The organism is Pseudomonas sp. PA-1-6B (genome assembly GCF_021609545.1).
GTDB lineage: Bacteria > Pseudomonadota > Gammaproteobacteria > Pseudomonadales > Pseudomonadaceae > Aquipseudomonas > Aquipseudomonas fluorescens_BV.
In genome coordinates, this window is the sequence record NZ_WJZM01000049.1 from 1 (window position 1) to 18780 (window position 18780).

Below are 18780 nucleotides of genomic sequence, written 5' to 3' on the forward strand. Positions count from 1 at the left end.
TGCAGCGTTGAGTTTGACCTCACTGGAATAGGACTTTCGCATCATCTGTACACCTCAGGTTTGGGCGCCATCATAGCGCCCTATTGATGTGTCCAATTTCATTAGGCCAGATCAGCTTGCCTGCGATGCAGACAACTCGGTGTTTGCGTCAGTCCGAGGTGATGCTATCGCAGGCAAGCCAGCTCCCACAGAAAGCCCTGCTCCCACAGGGGTATCGCATTGGCCCGCGTTACCGGGTCAGCAGCACTTGGGCCCACCCTTGCCGCCGTAACGGGCTTCCTGGCGTTCCCGGAAGAACGCCTTGTAGTCCATCACCGGCTTGTCCGGGTGTTTGGTTTGCATATGCTCGACGTAGGTGTCGTAGTCGGGCATGCCGACCATCAGGCGGGCGGCCTGACCGAGGTATTTACCGAGGCGACTGATGTCATTGAACATGTCTGCAATCCTCGTTATGCGTCCGGTACAGCCTGGAACGGGGCTTCTTTATCCGTACGCTCTTTGTTGCCCCAGGCGGCGACGCCGACTTTGAGCGCATAGAACAGGATGCTGAACACCACGAACAGGAACAGCGCCGTCAGCGTTGCGTTGGTGTAGGCGTTCCAGATCACGTGCTGCATCTGGTCGATGCTCTTGGCCGGCGCGAGGATCTGGCCGTTAGCCAGGGCATCGCTGTATTTCTTGGCCAGCGACAGGAAGCCGATCGCCGGGTTGGCGTCGAACAGCTTGATGAAGCCTGCGGTGGTGGTGCAGATCAGCAGCCAGACAGCCGGCAGCATGGTCACCCAGATGTAGCGCTGACGCTTCATTTTGATCAGCACAACGGTCGCCAGCATCAGCGCGATACCGGCCAGCATCTGGTTGGAGATACCGAACAGCGGCCACAAGGTATTGATGCCACCCAGCGGGTCGATCACGCCCTGGTACAGCAAGTAACCCCACATCGCCACGCAGCCTGCGGTAGCAATCAGGTTGGCAGTCCACGACTCGGTGCGTTTGAGCGCAGGCACGAAGGAACCGAGCAGGTCTTGCAGCATGAAACGACCGGCGCGGGTACCGGCATCCACTGCCGTAAGGATGAACAGCGCTTCGAACAGGATCGCAAAGTGGTACCAGAACGCCATGGTGTTTTCACCTGGCAGCACGCTGTGCAGGATCTGTGCGATACCTACCGCCAGGGTCGGCGCACCGCCGGCACGGGCCAGGATGGTGGTTTCACCGATATCGTGGGCAACGGCCGACAACGCCTCAGGGGTAATTGCAAAGCCCCAACTGCTGACGGTTTGCGCCACGGTGACCACGTCGGTGCCGACAATGGCAGCCGGGCTGTTCATGGCGAAGTACACGCCAGGCTCGATCACCGAAGCGGCAACCATCGCCATGATGGCCACGAACGACTCCATCAGCATGCCGCCGTAACCGATGTAACGGGCATGGCTTTCACTGGCCAGCAGTTTGGGCGTGGTGCCCGAGGAGATCAGCGCATGGAAGCCCGAGACCGCGCCACAGGCAATGGTGATGAACAGGAACGGGAACAGGCCGCCCTTCCACACCGGGCCAGTGCCGTCGATGAACTGGGTGAGTGCCGGCATTTTCAGGTCAGGCATGGTGACCAGGATGCCAATCGCCAGGGCGATGATGGTGCCGATTTTCAGGAACGTCGACAGGTAGTCGCGGGGCGCCAGAATCAGCCACACCGGCAGCACAGCGGCCACGAAGCCGTAGCCGATCAACATCCAGGTGATCTGGATGCCGGTGAAGGTGAACGCCTTGGCCCACTCTGGATCAGCGGCAATCTGCCCGCCCAGCCAGATCGAACCCAGCAGCAACAGCACGCCGATGATCGAGATTTCCCCGATGCGGCCCGGGCGGATGTAGCGCATGTAAATGCCCATGAACATCGCGATCGGGATGGTCGCCATCACCGTGAAGATGCCCCATGGGCTCTCGGCCAGGGCCTTGACCACGATCAGCGCCAACACCGCGAGGATGATGATCATGATCAGGAAGCAGCCGAACAGCGCGATGGTCCCCGGAATGCGGCCCATCTCTTCGCGAACCATGTCACCCAGGGAACGGCCGTTGCGACGAGTGGACAGGAACAGGACCATGAAGTCTTGCACCGCACCGGCCAGCACCACCCCGGCAATCAGCCAGAGGGTGCCGGGCAGATAGCCCATTTGCGCCGCCAGCACCGGGCCGACCAACGGGCCTGCACCGGCAATCGCCGCAAAGTGGTGACCGAAAAGAATGTGTTTGTTGGTCGGCACATAGTCCAGACCATCGTTGTTGACCACCGCAGGGGTTGCCCGCCGGGGATCGAGTTGCATCACGTTGTTGGCGATGAACAGACTGTAGTAACGGTACGCAACCAGATAGATGGCCACAGCAGCGACCACAATCCACAAGGCGTTGATCGCCTCGCCGCGGCGCAAGGCCACTACGCCCAGGGCGCACGCTCCTACAATTGCCAGCACCAGCCAGGGTAAGTGGCGTAGCAGGCTATTATTATTTTTCATTTTTATATTCCAGCCAGGGTGGACAGAAAGGACAGCCAGCCCGAGTTTAGCGCTACTGGCCTCAAAGACCAGCCCCCTACGTTGGTCTAGAGCCTTCAACCGTTAAAAAAAGCCGAAATAAACGCCCGTTGATGGCCCCGGGCTACACTCCTCCCATTCACAGAGGGCTTTACCATGACCGAGCATGCGTCTGAACGTCGCCGTTTTCGCCGGATCGCCTTTGATGCCACGGCCGAACTTCGGCAAAGCGGCAGCGAATGGCCGGTAAAACTGGTGGATCTGTCACTCAAGGGATTGCTGGTGGAACGGCCTGACAACTGGAAGGGGAATAAAGCGCTGCCCTTTGAGGTAGACATACGCCTGGACCAGAAGACGCATATAAAGATGCAAGCGCGGCTGACCCATGAAGATCAGGGTCAATTGGGCTTTGTGTGCAAACACATTGATCTGGACTCGATCAGCCATTTGCGTAGGTTCGTTGAGCTGAACCTGGGTGATGAGCAAGAACTGGAGCGCGAGCTGGGCGCCCTGCTGGATATCTGAAAACACACATCAATCAAATGTGGGAGCAGGCAGGCCAGCTCCCACAGGGGTTCAGCAGTGTTGCGGATTATTCGAACAGGGCATCCAGCGCCTGCTCCAGCCTCGTCACAGCAATGATCTGTAACCCCGGCGGCGCCTCCTTCGGCGCATTGCCCTTGGGCACAATCGCCCGTTTGAAACCATGCTTGGCCGCTTCCTTCAAGCGCTCCTGCCCACTCGGCACCGGGCGCACTTCGCCCGACAACCCCACCTCGCCAAACACCAGCAAGTCATGGGGCAACGGCCGGTTACGCAGGCTGGACATCACCGCCGCCATCAACGCCAGGTCGGACGCAGTCTCCAGCACCTTGACCCCACCCACCACGTTAAGGAACACATCCTGATCGTGGGTCGGAATGCCGCCATGTCGGTGCAGCACCGCCAGCAACATCGCCAGTCGGTTCTGGTCCAGGCCCAATGTGACCCGTCGTGGGTTTGCCAAGTGGCTGTCATCCACCAGCGCTTGGACTTCCACCAGCATCGGCCGGGTGCCTTCCCACGTCGCCATCACCACACTGCCCGGGACTTCTTCCTGAGCGCGGGTGAGAAAAATCGCCGAGGGGTTCGAGACTTCTTTCAGCCCCCGATCGGTCATAGCGAACACACCCAGTTCGTTGACGGCGCCAAAACGGTTCTTCACCGCCCGAAGCAGGCGCAGGCGACCGTCGGACTCCCCTTCGAAATACAACACGGTGTCGACCATATGTTCCAACACCCGTGGCCCGGCCAGTGCGCCTTCTTTGGTCACGTGGCCGACCAGGAAGATCGCCGTGCCGCTCTGCTTGGCGTAACGCACCAGCAGCGCCGCGCTTTCACGTACCTGGGACACGCCACCAGGGGCCGATTGCAGTTGTTCGGTGAAAATCGTCTGGATCGAGTCGATAACCATGACCTTGGGCTTTTCGATGCGCGCCGTGGCGATGATGCTTTCGATGCAGGTTTCGGTCATGACCCGCAGTTGGTCCTGGGGCAAGCCCAGTCGTCGGGCACGCATGGCCACTTGCTGCTGGGACTCTTCGCCGGTGACATACAGCGCAGGCATGCGGCTGGCGATGCTGCACAGGGTTTGCAGCAGGATCGTGGACTTGCCGATGCCCGGGTCACCGCCGATCAGCACCACCGAGCCGTCCACCAGACCACCGCCCAAGACCCGGTCCAGTTCGCCGGAGGCGGTGGAAAAGCGCGGAATCTCTTCGACGCTGACTTCGGCCAGGGTCTTGATCTGCGCCTGTTGCCCAGTCCAGCCGGCACGGCCGGTGGGGGCCGCGGCACCGCCACTCTCGATCATGGTTTCAGTCAGGGTGTTCCACGCGCCGCATTCGGAGCACTGGCCCGCCCATTTGGGAAAGGTCGCGCCGCACTCTGTGCAGCCGTACATGCGCTTGGCCTTTGCCATGTGAGAACCTCCAACCGAAAAACCGCGATGATAGCTCAGCGCGACGCTGGGGTCCGGATTTCGCCCTTGGCTAAACGTGAAGCACTGTTACCCACGGGGTCCTCGGCGTTCAGGTCTGCGCCTTTGGCTTGCAGCGCACCCAACAATTCGACGCGCTTGAACAACCCGGCGTACATGGCAGCGGTCTGCCCTGCGCCGTTGCGCTGGTCGGGGTTGCAGTCGGTGGCCAACAGGCGCTGGGCGATTTTCAGCTCGCCTTTGAAGATGGCGCCCATCAACGCTGTGTTACCGCGTTTATCCTGGACGCAGGCGTCGGCGCCGGCATCCAGCAGGCGCTCCACATACGGGCCCTGGCCGTGATAAGCAGCCAGGATCAACGCGGTGTAGCCCTTGTCATCCTGGGCATTGAGGCCGTAGCCGGACTCTATGAAGGTGTTGAGCATGTCGAGGTCGCCACGACGGGCGGCGTCGAAATAGTAGTCCTGCAACTGCGCCTTGAGCGCCACCGGGTCGGGGGACTCGGCATGAGCGGCAAAGGCCAGCATGACCATCAGTAAACCGATAGAGATACGCATAGGGTGTTCTCCTGCCAAAGGTCGACGCCCGTGAAGGCGCCGACCGCAACCAACGAATCAGTCAGTCAGTTTTTCCGCCAGCGCCTTTACGCGAGCCAGGTCGCCCTTGGCGACCTTGGCCACGCCGGTGCCGTATTCCGGATCCGCCTTGTAGAGGAACGACAGGATGATGTGCTTGCTCTCGTCATCGGTGGTGGCCAATGAGCCGCCGAAGTTGTTGATCAAGTCTTCGCGCTCTTTCTTGGTGTAGGAGCGGTACAGGTCACCGGCCTGCTTGAAGTTCTGCTCACGTTGAATCTTGGCCTGCTGGGTGCTGCCCGACAGCGGCGACTGGCTGTAGCGTGCGGCTTGCGGCTCTTCGCGGGGCAACAGGCGGCTTGGCTGGTAGTTGACGCCGGTGGTGGTCTTGCCGACGTTCATCGCGCCGTCCTGGTTGCCGTTGTTGACGGTGACCCGTGGAGCGTTGATCGGCAACTGCAAGGCGTTCGCGCCCAGGCGGTACATTTGCGTATCGGCGTAGGAGAACACGCGCCCCTGCAGCAAGCGGTCTTCCGACGGCTCGATACCCGGTACCAGGTTGGCCGGGGCCATCGCGACTTGCTCGGTTTCCTGGAACACATTGGCCGGGTTGCGGTTCAGCACCATTTGCCCGACTTTGCGCTCGGGCACATTCGGCCAGATCTTGGTGGCATCCAATGGGTCGAAATCAAACTTGGCCAGGTCTTCAGGCTTGAGCACCTGCACATACAGGTCCCACTTAGGGAAGTCGCCCTTGTTGATGTGCGTGACCAGATCATTGGTCATATGGCTGTAGTCACGCCCCTGCACCTCGGTAACTTGCTTGGGATCAAGGTTCTTGATGCCCTGCTGGCTCTTCCAGTGGAACTTGACGTAGTGCACTTCGCCTTTGGCGTTAATCAACTTGTAAGCATGTACGCCGTTGCCGTCCATTTCGCGGTAACTGGCAGGGGTGCCGGAGTCCGAGTACAACTCGGTCAGTGTACGAGTGGACTCTGGAACATGGGAGAAGAAGTCGAAACGGCGCGAGTCATCGTCCAGGTTAGTGCGTGGGTCCGGTTTAAAGGCATGAACCATGTCCGGGAACTTGATGGCATCCCGAATAAAGAACGTGGGGAAGTTGTTACCGACCAGGTCCCAGTTACCTTCGGCGGTATAGAACTTGGTGGCGAAGCCCCGTGGGTCACGCAGGGTTTCCGGGGAGTGGTTGCCATGCACCACGGCCGAGAAGCGTACGAACACTGGCGTGGTTTCACCGGCGGCGAACACTTTGGCCTTGGTCAGGTCGCTGAGGTTGTCGGTCACGGTGAAGGTGCCATGGGCGCCCGTGCCGCGTGCGTGCACCACGCGCTCTGGGATGCGTTCGCGGTCGAAGCGTTGCAGTTTCTGGATCAGTTGCACATCTTGCAGCAGCACCGGGCCATTGGCACCGGCGGTCTGGGAGTTCTGGTTATCACCGACGTTAGCCCCGTTATCGCGGGTCAGGTTGGCGGCTTGTACGGAGAGGGAAAGCAGGCTGGCGGTCACCAGTGCCAGCGCGTGTCGCGCCGACACGGGCCTGCGGTTGATTGGAGTGTTCATCGAGGTTTCCTCTGGTTTTTTTAATGCACATTCAGTTGTGCTTGCCAGAGGCTAGTGACCTGCGAGTCAGAAGATAAATAGAAAAACACCACAGGCCCGATTAAGAAAAAAATCTGGTAACCCGCTGAAATAGCGGCTAATTCGCGCGCGACTAGTGGCACTTTGCAAACTATTTGCGATTTGATGTGTCGATAAAAACCGACAGTGTTAACAGTTGTTTCGAGCAAGCGCTGTTCGACTGAATTACACTGACATCCACCCTCCTCAACTGTAACAAGGAATAACCTATGGGCGTGATCAGTGAGTTCAAGGCCTTCGCGGTCAAAGGTAATGTGGTCGACATGGCCGTCGGTATCATCATCGGTGCTGCCTTCGGCAAGATTGTTTCCTCATTTGTAGGCGACGTGATAATGCCTCCCATCGGCCTGCTGATCGGTGGCGTGGACTTTGCCGATCTGGCCGTCACGCTCAAGGCAGCACAGGGTGATGTACCCGCTGTTGTGCTGGCTTACGGCAAGTTCATCCAGAGCATCATCGACTTTGTGATCGTCGCGTTTGCAATCTTCATGGGCGTGAAGGCGATCAACCGTCTGAAGCGCGAAGAAGCCGTGGCCCCAAGCCTGCCGCCGACGCCAAGCAAGGAAGAAGTGCTGCTGGGCGAGATCCGCGATCTGCTCAAGGCACAGAACAACAAGCCGCTTTAACCTGCGGATGCAAAAAAGGCGCCTCGCAAGGCGCCTTTTTTCTACCAATAATTTTCTACCGCCACCTGGCCAGGTCGTCGGCTCAGGCTCAGTTGCATGTCCCGCTGCTTGAGCAACTGGCGCGTGTCATCGACCATCTGCGGGTTGCCGCAAATCAGTACACGCGAATCCTGTGCCGTCAGCTCCACGCCGGCGGCCCGCTCCAATTCGCCATTTTCGATCAAGGCCGTAATACGCCCATTCAACGCGCCCGGATGCTGCTCGCGGGTGACGATGGGAATGTAGGTGAGCTTGTGGGCGTACTCGGCCAGGTACTCGCGCTCACCCAGCGTGTCGATCAGCGACTGGTAGGCCAGTTCCTTGGCTTCCCGGGCGCTGTACACCAGGATGATACGCTCGAATTTTTCCCAGACTTCGAAGTCCTGCAGGATCGACAGGAACGGCGCGACGCCCGTTCCGGTTCCCAGCAACCACAGGTCGCGCCCGTCGACAAAGCGGTTGAGGGTCAGAAACCCGGTGGCCTGGCGCTCGACCAGCAAGGTATCGCCCACCTTCAGGCGGCTCAGTTCACTGGTGAACTCACCACCGGGGACCACGATGGAAAAGAAATCCAGATGCTCGTCAAACGGCGAAGACACGATGGAATAGGCACGCCAGACGGTGCTGCCATCCGCCTTGGTAACGCCCAGGCGCACGAACTGGCCGGCGGTAAAACGAAAACCGGCATCGCGGGTGGTGCGCAGGGTGAACAGGCTGGGGGTCAGCGATTGCACATCGAGCAGGGTCTGGCGGGTAAATTTCTCAGCACTGGCCGTCATGGGGGGCTCCGTTTTGCACAGGCCGTTAGTGTCCCTCAAAACAGACCGCGCAAACACTGATGATTGGTACTGGCTTTGCAATCGCTCAAGGTTCACGCGGCTGGCCTGCGCGTTTTTTAACCAGTCCAAGAGGCAAGCCACGGGCTCCACACTGGCACTAATTATTTGGCTATTAACGCGCCCCGAATACCTCACTAGATGAAACTGCACTTAAAGAGACATCACTTTGATACTACCTTCAAGACATTAAAAATATTGAAAAAAAGATACCTGCCAAGCGCTCTTATACAAAGCTCCAAACCTTGTACAAAACCGGCCAACTAGACAAATCCTGCAAGTAAAATATTTTTCAGACTCTTCTGCAGGACTTGCCCTACACTTGTTTTCGAGCTGCATTGGGGGATCAGGACGTACCCAGGTTACACAGACACCTATGGAGAGTCACAGATGGTCAATTGGCATAATATCCGGCTGCCCAAGCTGGACGGCGAGAGTGAAATCACCAGTGTGTTTGAGATGGTGATAAACCACACCTATGAGCTAGGTTTTGAATATTGCTCCTTTACCATGAGTTCCCAATCACACAGTACCCAAACAGAACCCATTCTATTCAATAACTACCCAAATGAATGGCTTAGCATTTATAAACAAGCGCACTTTTTCGATGTAGACCCCGTTGTAACCCACTGTAAAACCTCGGTACTGCCCATTCTCTGGGAGCCAAAAACCTTTGCCAACACCCCCAAGCTTTGGGAGTTGGCCCAGTCATGCGGGGTGCATTTAGGCTGGACCCAAGCCGTGCATGACTTCCAGGGTGTATTCAGCATGCTGACCCTGGTTCGCAGCAAGGGCGAGGTCAGCCCTGAAGAGCTTTACGAAAAAGCCGGCCAGGTGTTGTGGCTTTGCCATGCGATGCATGCGGTCGTCGCGCAGAAGTACGCCGACGCACCCGACATCAAAGCGCCCAGCAAATTGACTGCCCGGGAAACAGAAATCCTCAAGTGGTCTGCGATGGGCAAGACCGCCTCCGAGATTGCCGCGATTCTTTGCCTGTCCGAGCGCACGGTGGGGTTTCATATCAGCAGTACCTTCAAGAAACTGGGCGTGCATAACAAAATCCAGGCGGTGTTGCGCGCCGCTAAAGCCGGGCTGTTCTAGCCCACACAAAACACCGCATGTCATCGCGTTGAAAAAAACGTAACATTTACGGCCAATTCTGAGTGTTGAGGGTGCGCTTTCCACGGTTGCCCCGCCGTTCGCTCAGAAGGTCCGTCGATTACCCAGAGCCTTGCCCAGCCATGCCCCTGCTTGACAGCCCTTTCGCCCAGCTCGACCTGATTCGTCAGCCGGAGCAACACAATGATCCGCTGCAAGCCTTCGATGCCGCCGACGAATACCTGCTCAGCCACCTCGCCGCGCAACAGCCCACTGCCGCCACCCGCGTGCTGGTGCTCAATGACAGCTTCGGCGCCTTGGCAGCCAGCCTTCAAGGCCAGGTGCAAGTGACCTCCAGCGGTGACTCGTTCCTCGCCGCTCAGGGCCTGGAAAAAAACCTGGTGCGCAACGGCAAGTCCTTTGATGCCGTGCCCTTCATACCGGCCAGCCAGTTCGCGACCGGGCCGTTCGATCGCGTGTTGATCCGCGTGCCGAAAACCCTGGCGTTGCTGGAAGAACAACTGATCCGCCTGCAAGGGCAACTGGCGCCCGGCGCCGAGGTGATCGCAGGCGCAATGGTCAAGCATTTGCCACGGGCTGCGGGCGAGTTGCTGGAGCGTTACATCGGGCCCATGCACGCCTCATTGGCGGTCAAAAAGGCGCGGTTGCTGATTGCCAGCGTCGAGCAGCGCCCTGCAGCGGTCTCGCCCTACCCGACCCGTTATACCCTGGATGCGCCGGTCATCGAGTTGTGTAACCACGCCAACGTGTTTTGCCGCGAAGGCCTGGACATCGGCACCCGCGCCTTCCTGCCGCACCTGCCAAAAAACCTGGGCAGTGCACGCGTGGCGGACCTGGGCTGCGGCAACGGCGTACTGGCGATTGCCAGCGCCCTGCAGAATCCCGACGCGCACTACACCTTGGTGGATGAGTCGTATATGGCAGTGCAATCGGCCGCCGAAAACTGGCAAGCCGCCTTGGGTGAACGGGACGTCAGCGTACGTGCCGACGATGGCCTGGCCGGCCAGGAGGCGCAATCGCTGGACGTGGTGCTGTGCAACCCACCGTTCCACCAACAACAAGTGGTGGGCGACTTCCTCGCCTGGCGCATGTTCCAGCAGGCACGCGAAGCGCTGGTGGTCGGCGGAGCCCTGTATATCGTCGGGAATCGTCACCTGGGCTACCACAGCAAGCTGGCGCGGTTGTTCCGTGGTGTCGAGCAAGTAGCGGCCACGCCCAAGTTCGTCATCCTCAAGGCGCGTAAATAAAAAGCCCTGCTTTTCGATCAAGAAAAGCAGGGCTTTTTCGTAGGAGCGAGCTTGCTCCTACACCTCAGCGGAACATCAATGGGTGCTCAGGCCTGCCGCATTCATGAACATGCGCATCAGGCTAGCCACCACGAACAGGGCCAGCACGCTGCCGGTCCAGATCATCGCCAGCCACCCCAGGCGCCGCCACAACGGCTGCTTCTCGGCCTGTTCAATTTCGTGCAACGAAGGTTTTGACATGTTTCACCCCTCCTAGTGATAGCCGTCTTCGTGGGTGACCTTGCCGCGGAACACGTAGTAGCTCCAGAAGGTATAGCCCAGGATAAACGGGATGATGAACAGCGTGCCCACCAGCATGAAGCCCTGGCTTTGCGGCGGCGCGGCGGCATCCCAGATCGACACGGACGGCGGGATGATGTTCGGCCACAGGCTGATCCCCAGCCCGCTGTAGCCGAGGAAAATCAGCACCAGCGTCAACAGGAACGGCGTGTAGTGCGCGTTACGTGCCACAGCGCGGATCAGCCCGTACATGGTGACCAGCACCAGGATCGGCACCGGCAGGAACCAGAACAGGTTCGGCAAGGTGAACCAGCGCGACGCGATTTCCGGGTGGGTCAGCGGCGTCCAGATGCTGACGATGCCGATCACCGCCAACACCACGAAGGCCAATGGCCGCGCCAGGTTGTGCATCTGCTCCTGCAACTTGCCTTCGGTCTTCATGATCAGCCAGGTGCAGCCGAGCAAGGCATACGCCACGATCAGCGCCACTCCGCAGAACATCGTGAAGGGTGTGAGCCAGTCCAGTGAACCGCCGGCGAACTGGCGATCCACCACCGGAATACCGTCGATAAAGGCGCCCAACGCCACCCCCTGGAAGAAGGTCGCCGCCAGCGAGCCGCCAATAAACGCCTTGTCCCACAGGTGACGCTTGTGGTCCTTGGCCTTGAAGCGGAACTCAAAGGCTACGCCGCGGAAGATCAGCCCGATCAGCATCAGGATCAGCGGCAGGTACAGCGCCGACAACACCACCGAATAGGCCAGCGGGAACGCGCCGAACAACGCCGCGCCCCCGAGTACCAGCCAGGTTTCGTTGCCGTCCCACACGGGCGCCACGGTGTTCATCATCACGTCACGGTCGACTTTTCCCGGAATAAACGGGAAAAGAATGCCGATCCCCAGGTCGAAGCCGTCCATGACCACGTACATCATGATGCCGAAGATGATGATCACGGCCCAGATCAGCGGAAGATCAATGCCCATCTCAATTCCCCTTGTGCTGGATGTGGTCGTGGTCGTTATCACTGCCATCGTCGGCAGCAGACAACGGACGCGCGGGGGTGCGTTTCTGGCCGGGGCCACCGTCAGCTGGCTCGGTACTGTCGTGGGTCACGGGGCCTTTGCGCACCAGGCGCATCATGTAGCCCAGGCCCGCGCCGAACAGCGCGAAGTACACCACCACGAACAACACCAGGGTAATGGTCATCTGCGTCAGGCTATGCCCGGAGGAGGCATCCGCCGTGCGCATCAACCCGTAGACCACCCAGGGCTGGCGACCGATTTCGGTGGTGAACCAACCGGCAAGAATCGCAATCAGGCCAGACGGGCCCATCCACAGCGCCAGGTACAGGAACGGTTTGGACGTGTACATCTTGTCGCCCCGGCGCAGCCACAGGCTGAACAGACCGGTGAAGATCATCAGGAACCCCAGGCCGACCATGACCCGGAACGACCAGAACACAATGGTGGAGTTGGGACGGTCCTCAGGCGGGAACTCCTTGAGCGCCGGCACCTGCTTGTCCAGGGAGTGAGTCAGGATCAGGCTGCCCAGGTACGGAATCTCGACCGCGTATTTGGTTTTCTCGGCTTTCATGTCCGGCCAACCGAACAAAATCAGCGGCGTGGGCTCGTTGCCGATATTTTCCCAGTGGCCTTCAATCGCGGCGATCTTGGCCGGCTGATGCTTGAGGGTATTGAGGCCGTGGAAGTCGCCGATCACCGCCTGGATGGGCGCAACGATCAGGGCCATCCACATCGCCATCGAGAGCATTTTGCGGATCGCCGGGTTGTCCTTGCCGCGCAGTAAATGCCAGGCCGCCGACGAGCCGACGAAGAACGCCGTGGCAACGAAAGCAGCCGTGGCCATGTGCATCAGGCGGTAGGGGAACGACGGGTTGAAGATCACCGCCAGCCAGTCGGTCGGTATTACGCGGCCATCGATGATTTCAAAGCCCTGGGGCGTCTGCATCCAGCTGTTGGAGGCAAGAATCCAGAACGTGGAGATCAACGTACCCACGGCCACCATCACCGTGGCGAAGAAGTGCAGCTTGCGCCCCACCTTGTTCCAGCCGAACAACATCACGCCCAGGAAACCGGCCTCGAGGAAGAAGGCCGTGAGCACTTCGTACGTCAGCAACGGCCCGGTGACGGCACCGGCGAAGTCCGAGAAGCGGCTCCAGTTGGTACCGAACTGGTACGCCATGACCAGGCCCGATACCACACCCATGCCGAAGTTGACGGCAAATATCTTCGACCAGAAATGGTAGAGGTCACGGTAGGTGTCGTTGTGGGTCTTGAGCCACAAGCCCTCCAGCACCGCAAGGTAACTGGCCAGGCCGATGGTGATCGCCGGGAACAGGATGTGGAATGAGATGGTGAACGCGAATTGAATTCGGGCGAGATCTAGCGCCTCCAAACCGAACATAAGTCTTCCTCTGTCAGGTAATACCGGCTGCTGGCTGGGAGCCTGCACCCACTGCCCCCACGGATATGGAGTGTGGCGAATTTCAATTCGTTTCTTTTATTACCCATCGCGTGGGGAATCTGGCCTTTCGACCGCCAGAACAATCCCGGGGCAGGTTTTGATCTGGATCAAGCATCGTTGAAAGAGTAGTCCCATTTTTGCTGTAGGACTGTGTGGTCTTTTGCCGCGTGACAGCTTGCCTCAGCTCAGTTCTTGCAACTATTTGTTACAGCTTGATGCTAATCTCGCCATTCTCCCGTTGCCGACCTGATTGCCGATGCCCAGTGAACCTGCGTTGCTGTTACGTCACCACCGCCCTTTCATCGCGTTCTGGCTGGCGCGGATCTTTACCGCCAGCGGCTTCCAGATGCTCACCGTGGCGATCGGCTGGAACCTCTACCAACTGACCGGCAACGTCTTGGACCTGGGCCTGGTCGGCCTGGTGGAATTCGTGCCGCGCGTGCTGTTCATGCTGCACACCGGGCACGTGGCCGACCGCTATGAACGCCGCCGTGTCGCTGCCATCTGCCAGACCTTGCAGGCGCTGATCGCCTTGTCCCTGGCCATCGGCGGCCTGACCGGCAACGTGACCCGCGAGATGATCTTTATCCTCGCCTTCCTGCTGGGCGCCGCGCGATCGTTTGAAATGCCCACCACCCAGGCGCTCTTGCCCAGCATCGTGCCCAGCGCGCTGTTCCCCCGCGCTGTGGCCGCTTCGCAATCGGCCCAGCAACTGGCGACCATCGTCGCACCGGCCCTGGGCGGCCTGCTTTATGCGTTTGGCAGTGTGTGGGTGTACGGCCCCACCGTGGCGCTGTACCTGATCGCCTGCGTGCTGACCCTTAACCTGCCCGCACGCCAGACCCCGCTGAACAAAACCAAGGCCACCCTGGACTCGCTGCTGGCCGGCATACGCTTTATCCGCAGCCGCCCGGACATTCTGGGCGCCATCTCCCTGGACCTGTTTGCCGTGCTACTGGGCGGCGCCACCGCACTGTTGCCGGTGTTCGCCAAGGACATCCTGCTGACCGGTGCCTGGGGCCTGGGCCTGCTGCGGTCGGCCCCGGCCGTGGGGGCATTGCTGATGTCACTGTGGCTAGCGCGGTTCTCGGTAGACCGCCAGGTGGGACGCGTGATGTTCACCGCCGTCGGCGTGTTCGGGGTGGCAACCATCGCCTTCGGCCTGTCGACTTCGTTCTGGTTTTCACTGGCGGTGCTGGTGGTACTGGGCGCAGCAGACATGATCAGCATGGTGATCCGTGCGTCGTTCGTGCAGTTGGAAACCCCGGATGAAATGCGCGGGCGAGTGAGTGCGGTCAATGGCCTGTTTATCGGTGCGTCCAATCAATTGGGCGAATTCGAATCCGGGATTACCGCCCACTGGTTTGGCACCGTGCCTGCGGTGGTGATGGGCGGGGTTGGCACGCTGGTGGTGACCGGGGTGTGGATCAAGCTGTTCCCGACCCTGGCCAACCGGGATCGCATGCATGTGCCGGTGGAAGAACCCAAGCCATAGGCTTCACCGCCATACCCTGTGGGAGCCGGGCTTGCCCGCGATAGCGGTGTATCAGGCAACTTTCTGGTGGCTGATACACCGCTATCGCAGGCAAGCCAGCTCCCACACTGGAACTTCATTGGTCTGACGGTTTGGGCTATAGCACCTTATCCAAGGTAATCGGAAACTCCCGGACCCGTTTGCCGGTGGCGTGGTAAACCGCATTCGCCACCGCCGCCGCCACACCGACAATGCCGATTTCCCCCACGCCCTTGGACCCGAGCGCATTGACGATCTCGTCGTGCTCTTCGACAAACAGCACGTCAATCTCGCCAATATCGGCGTTCACCGGGATGTGGTACTCGGCCAGGCTGTGGTTCATGTAACGCCCCAGCTCATGGTCGACCTGGGTCTCTTCATGCAGGGCCATGCCAATGCCCCACACCACGCCGCCAAGGATCTGGCTGCGGGCCATCTTGGGGTTGACCACGCGCCCCGCGGCAATGGCGCTGACCACACGGCTGACCTTGATGGTGCCCAGGTCCTCATCAACCCGCACCTCGACAAACACCGCCGAATGGGTCGCGCAGGCATAGCCCTGGCGCTTCTTGTCCGGCTCGCTGTCAACCTGTGCTTGCAGCACCTCTTCACCGCTGTCCTTGACCAGTTGCGCCAACGACACGCTCACATCACCGGCATGCAGTTTGCCCTCTTCAAACCGCACGGCTTCGGCGTCCTTGAACACCGGGTAGGCCTGCCGGGCGACCTGCAACAACTTGGCATTCAGCGCTTCACAGGCTTGCTGCACCGCCGTACCCACCGAGGACACGGTAAACGAGCCGCCCTGCAACGGCGCCGTGGGCAACGACGAATCGCCCAGCACAAAACGCACGTCGGCCATGGCCACGCCGCTGGCCTGGGAGGCGATCTGGGTCATCACCGTGTAGGTGCCAGTGCCAATGTCGGTGGTGGCGCTGCTGACGGTGAGCTTGCCCTGCGCGTCGAGGCGCGCCTTGGCGCTGGCTTTCATCTGCATGGCTTCCCACACGCCGCCGGCCATGCCCCAGCCGATCAACTGGCGGCCGTCACGCATGCTGCGCGGTTCGGGGTTGCGTTGGTGCCAGCCGAAGCGTTCAGCGCCCTCGCTGTAGCATTCGCGCAGGGCCTTGCTCGACCAGGGTTTGTCTTCGTTCTGGTTACGTTCGGCGTAGTTGATCAGGCGCAATTGCACCGGGTCGATGGCCAGGGCACACGCCAGTTCGTCCATGGCGCACTCCAGGCCGAGCACGCCTAGTGCGGCGCCGGGGGCACGCATGTCCAGCGGGGTAAACACATCCAACGGCGCCAACTTGTACGTCAGTTGCACGTTGTCGCAGTGATAGAGCATGCCGCTCCACTCCACCACGTGCTCGCTGAAATCCTCAAAGCGCGACGTCTGGCCAATCGCGGTATGCCCCAACGCCAGCAAGCGCCCATTGGCGGCGGCGCCCATCTGCAAACGCTGCAAGGTGCGCGGGCGATAGCCGAAGGTGAACATCTGTTGGCGCGTCAGGGTGACGCGCACCGAGCGTTTGAGCGCCATGGCCGCCATCACCGCGAGCGGCAATTGGTATTGCGGGCGCAGGCCCGAACCGAAGGCGCCACCGACGAAAGCGGCGAAGATGCGCACCTGGCGCTTGTCCAGGCCGAAGACTTTTTGCACATAGGCCTGGCAGTTCTGCGGGCCCTGGGTCTTGTCGTGGATATGCAGAGTGCCGTCGGGCTGATACAGCACGGTGCTGGCGTGGGGCTCCATCGGGTTGTGATGCTCGATGGGCGTGCTGTAGTGCAGGTCCAGACTAATTGCGGCACCGGCCCATTCAGCTTCGAAGTTGCCTCGCGGTTCGGGCGGGGTCTGGGGCGACGGGTGCGCCGCCGCTTGCTGGGTGAGCAGGTCGGTTTCGAAGGTTTCGGGCGCGTAGTCGATCTGCACCAGCGAGCCGGCGTGCCGCGCCAGTTCGAGGTTATCGGCAATCACCAGGGCCAGGGGCTGGCCGCTGTAGAGCACGCGGTCGTTATACAGCGGGCGAAAAGGCGAGCCATCGGCCGCATCGGCATCGGCGAACGCCTCGTCATAGCTGGCGATTTTCGGCCGGTTGAGGTGATGGATCACGTCCACTACACCCGGCAACGCCAACGCCTTGGACGCATCAATGTGCAGCACCCGGCCTTTGGCGATAGTGCTCGACACCACGCTGCCATGCAGCAGGCCGTCGTCGGGAAATTCACCGGCGTAGCGCGCTTGGCCGGTGACCTTGAGCAGACCGTCGACACGGTCCATGGGTTTACCGATGGCGCTCATGGCTGTTCTCCTGCGACGGCGGCGTCGCTCAGGGCACGAATGATTGCGCGCCGGGCCAGCTTGACCTTGAAGCCGTTGTGTTCCAACGGTTCGGCGTCTTGCAGCAGGGCGTCGGCGGCGGCGCTGAAGGTTTCGCGGCTGACCGTGCGGCCAATCAGCAAGGCTTCCACTGCGCGGTCACGCCAGGGTTTATGCGCCACACCGCCCAAGGCCAGGCGGGCGTCAATGATTTCATCACCGTCCAGTTCCAAGGCGGCGGCCACCGAAACCAAGGCGAAGGCATAGGAGGCACGGTCACGGATCTTCAGGTAATGGCTGTGGCGGGCCAGGTGATCGGCGGGCAGCTCAATGGCCGTGATCAGCTCATCGTCGGCCAATTGGTTGTCACGTTGTGGCGCATCGCCTGGCAAGCGATGGAAGTCGGCGAACTCGATCACCCGCGCACCGCCACGTCCCTCTACATGCACCCGCGCCGCAAGCGCCGCCAGGGCCACGCACATGTCCGATGGATGGGTGGCCACGCACTGTTCACTGGCGCCGAGGATCGCATGGATACGGTTCAAACCGTTGCGCGCCGGGCAGCCGCTGCCGGGCTGGCGCTTGTTGCACGGTACCGCGGCGTCGTAGAAGTAATAGCAACGGGTGCGCTGCAACAGGTTGCCGCCGGTACTGGCCATGTTGCGTAACTGCGGGGACGCCCCGGCGAGGATGGCCTGGGACAGCAACGGGTAACGCTGCTCAATGAGTGGGTGCCAGGCCAGGTCTGCGTTGCTCACCAGCGCACCGATACGCAGGCCACCCTCGGCGGTCTCTTGAATGCCATGCAGCGGCAAGCCGGTGATGTCGATCAGGTGCTCGGGATGGCTGATGTTTTCCTTCATCAGGTCCAGCAGGTTGGTGCCACCGGCGATAAAGCGCGAGGCGGCGCTGCTCATCTGAACGGCCTGCTGCACATCGGTCGGCCTGCTGTAGTGGAAGGGATTCATGACTCACCTCCCTGGCGGCGGCAGGCCGGCAGCGCGTCTTCGATGGCATCGCGGATGTTGTTGTAGGCGCCGCAGCGGCACAGGTTGCCGCTCATCAATTCCTGGATCTGCGCACGGTCGTGGGCGCGGCCTTCATTGGCCAGGCCCACGGCAGAACAGATCTGGCCGGGGGTGCAATAGCCGCACTGGAAAGCGTCGTGCTGGATAAAGGCCTGTTGCATGGGGTGCAGTTGGTCGCCGTCGGCCAGGCCTTCGATGGTGGTCAATTCGGCGCCGTCGCACATCACGGCCAGGGTCAGGCAGGCATTCACGCGTTTGCCGTCACGCAACACGGTGCAGGCGCCGCACTGGCCGTGGTCGCAGCCTTTTTTGCTGCCCACCAGGTCCAACTGTTCACGCAGCAAGTCCAGCAAGGTGGTCCAGGGCAACACGTTCAGTTGGCGATCCTGGCCGTTGAGTGTCAGGCGTATCGGGTGGGCGACGAACGGCTGGGCCGCCGCGCCATTGGGGGTCGCGCTCATAAACACCTCACGGGTTGGTGTACGTCCGCGGCGTTCAGGAAAATCGCCGTCTTAGGGGTACGACTTCCCGGGGTTTTGAGCGTT

Annotated in this window: 17 protein-coding genes; 5 read left to right on the top strand and 12 right to left on the bottom strand. The window is 60.5% G+C overall.

Annotation, left to right across the window (positions count from 1 at the left end; genetic code table 11):
- Positions 1–237: 237 nt before the first annotated feature.
- Positions 238–435: a YbdD/YjiX family protein gene (locus tag GIV35_RS20505; protein ID WP_003194308.1), complete on the bottom strand. Its 198-nt coding sequence runs from the start codon at positions 433–435 to the stop codon at positions 238–240.
- A 14-nt stretch (positions 436–449) separates the two neighbouring features.
- Positions 450–2516: a carbon starvation CstA family protein gene (locus GIV35_RS20510; RefSeq protein ID WP_054896154.1), complete on the bottom strand. Its 2067-nt coding sequence runs from the start codon at positions 2514–2516 to the stop codon at positions 450–452.
- Positions 2517–2690: 174 nt separating this feature from the next.
- On the opposite strand from GIV35_RS20510, the gene GIV35_RS20515 reads away from it, so the two are divergent.
- Positions 2691–3059, top strand: a complete 369-nt coding sequence (locus GIV35_RS20515) for a PilZ domain-containing protein (protein ID WP_236264431.1) — start codon at positions 2691–2693, stop codon at positions 3057–3059.
- Between the two features lie 67 nt (positions 3060–3126).
- Here the strand turns inward: GIV35_RS20515 and radA are convergent, their stop codons facing one another.
- From radA to GIV35_RS20530, 3 genes are read right to left on the bottom strand one after another with little or no spacing between them, the layout of a single operon-like run.
- Positions 3127–4494, bottom strand: coding sequence for a DNA repair protein RadA (gene radA, locus GIV35_RS20520; RefSeq protein ID WP_003194313.1), 1368 nt, complete (start codon positions 4492–4494; stop codon positions 3127–3129).
- A gap of 35 nt (positions 4495–4529) precedes the next feature.
- The gene (locus GIV35_RS20525) at positions 4530–5069 is read right to left on the bottom strand and encodes an ankyrin repeat domain-containing protein (protein ID WP_105228587.1); all 540 of its coding nucleotides are present in this window, start codon (positions 5067–5069) and stop codon (positions 4530–4532) included.
- A 57-nt stretch (positions 5070–5126) separates the two neighbouring features.
- Complete coding sequence (locus tag GIV35_RS20530; RefSeq protein ID WP_223023181.1) at positions 5127–6668, bottom strand: catalase; 1542 nt, start codon at positions 6666–6668, stop codon at positions 5127–5129.
- A 287-nt stretch (positions 6669–6955) separates the two neighbouring features.
- On the opposite strand from GIV35_RS20530, the gene mscL reads away from it, so the two are divergent.
- Positions 6956–7372 (top strand): large-conductance mechanosensitive channel protein MscL, encoded by a 417-nt coding sequence (mscL, locus tag GIV35_RS20535; protein ID WP_019818024.1) that lies wholly within the window; start codon positions 6956–6958, stop codon positions 7370–7372.
- A gap of 41 nt (positions 7373–7413) precedes the next feature.
- Here mscL and GIV35_RS20540 read toward each other — a convergent pair whose 3' ends face one another.
- Positions 7414–8190 (bottom strand): ferredoxin--NADP reductase, encoded by a 777-nt coding sequence (locus tag GIV35_RS20540; protein WP_019818025.1) that lies wholly within the window; start codon positions 8188–8190, stop codon positions 7414–7416.
- Between the two features lie 447 nt (positions 8191–8637).
- On the opposite strand from GIV35_RS20540, the gene GIV35_RS20545 reads away from it, so the two are divergent.
- Both GIV35_RS20545 and GIV35_RS20550 read left to right on the top strand, forming a co-directional pair.
- On the top strand, positions 8638–9348 hold the full coding sequence (locus GIV35_RS20545) for a helix-turn-helix transcriptional regulator (RefSeq protein ID WP_105228591.1): 711 nt from the start codon (positions 8638–8640) through the stop codon (positions 9346–9348).
- A gap of 140 nt (positions 9349–9488) precedes the next feature.
- Complete coding sequence (locus GIV35_RS20550) at positions 9489–10613, top strand: methyltransferase (protein ID WP_236264433.1); 1125 nt, start codon at positions 9489–9491, stop codon at positions 10611–10613.
- A 75-nt stretch (positions 10614–10688) separates the two neighbouring features.
- Here the strand turns inward: GIV35_RS20550 and GIV35_RS20555 are convergent, their stop codons facing one another.
- From GIV35_RS20555 to GIV35_RS20565, 3 genes are read right to left on the bottom strand one after another with little or no spacing between them, the layout of a single operon-like run.
- Entirely contained in the window at positions 10689–10853 is a 165-nt protein-coding gene (locus tag GIV35_RS20555; protein WP_003194328.1) for a DUF2474 domain-containing protein, read from the bottom strand.
- Between the two features lie 12 nt (positions 10854–10865).
- Entirely contained in the window at positions 10866–11873 is a 1008-nt protein-coding gene (gene cydB, locus GIV35_RS20560) for a cytochrome d ubiquinol oxidase subunit II (protein ID WP_014720024.1), read from the bottom strand.
- A 1-nt stretch (position 11874) separates the two neighbouring features.
- Entirely contained in the window at positions 11875–13314 is a 1440-nt protein-coding gene (locus GIV35_RS20565; RefSeq protein ID WP_198715354.1) for a cytochrome ubiquinol oxidase subunit I, read from the bottom strand.
- Between the two features lie 316 nt (positions 13315–13630).
- On the opposite strand from GIV35_RS20565, the gene GIV35_RS20570 reads away from it, so the two are divergent.
- Positions 13631–14869, top strand: a complete 1239-nt coding sequence (locus tag GIV35_RS20570; RefSeq protein WP_236264434.1) for an MFS transporter — start codon at positions 13631–13633, stop codon at positions 14867–14869.
- Positions 14870–15005: 136 nt separating this feature from the next.
- Here the strand turns inward: GIV35_RS20570 and GIV35_RS20575 are convergent, their stop codons facing one another.
- From GIV35_RS20575 to GIV35_RS20585, 3 genes are read right to left on the bottom strand one after another with little or no spacing between them, the layout of a single operon-like run.
- On the bottom strand, positions 15006–17189 hold the full coding sequence (locus GIV35_RS20575) for a xanthine dehydrogenase family protein molybdopterin-binding subunit (protein WP_236264435.1): 2184 nt from the start codon (positions 17187–17189) through the stop codon (positions 15006–15008).
- Positions 17186–18175 carry an FAD binding domain-containing protein gene (locus GIV35_RS20580; protein ID WP_236264436.1) on the bottom strand — a complete coding sequence of 330 codons (990 nt, stop codon included), beginning with the start codon at positions 18173–18175 and terminating at the stop codon, positions 17186–17188. The genes GIV35_RS20575 and GIV35_RS20580 overlap by 4 nt, the downstream gene beginning before the upstream one ends.
- Positions 18172–18696 (bottom strand): (2Fe-2S)-binding protein, encoded by a 525-nt coding sequence (locus GIV35_RS20585; protein WP_034126942.1) that lies wholly within the window; start codon positions 18694–18696, stop codon positions 18172–18174. The genes GIV35_RS20580 and GIV35_RS20585 overlap by 4 nt, the downstream gene beginning before the upstream one ends.
- Positions 18697–18780 lie beyond the last annotated feature (84 nt).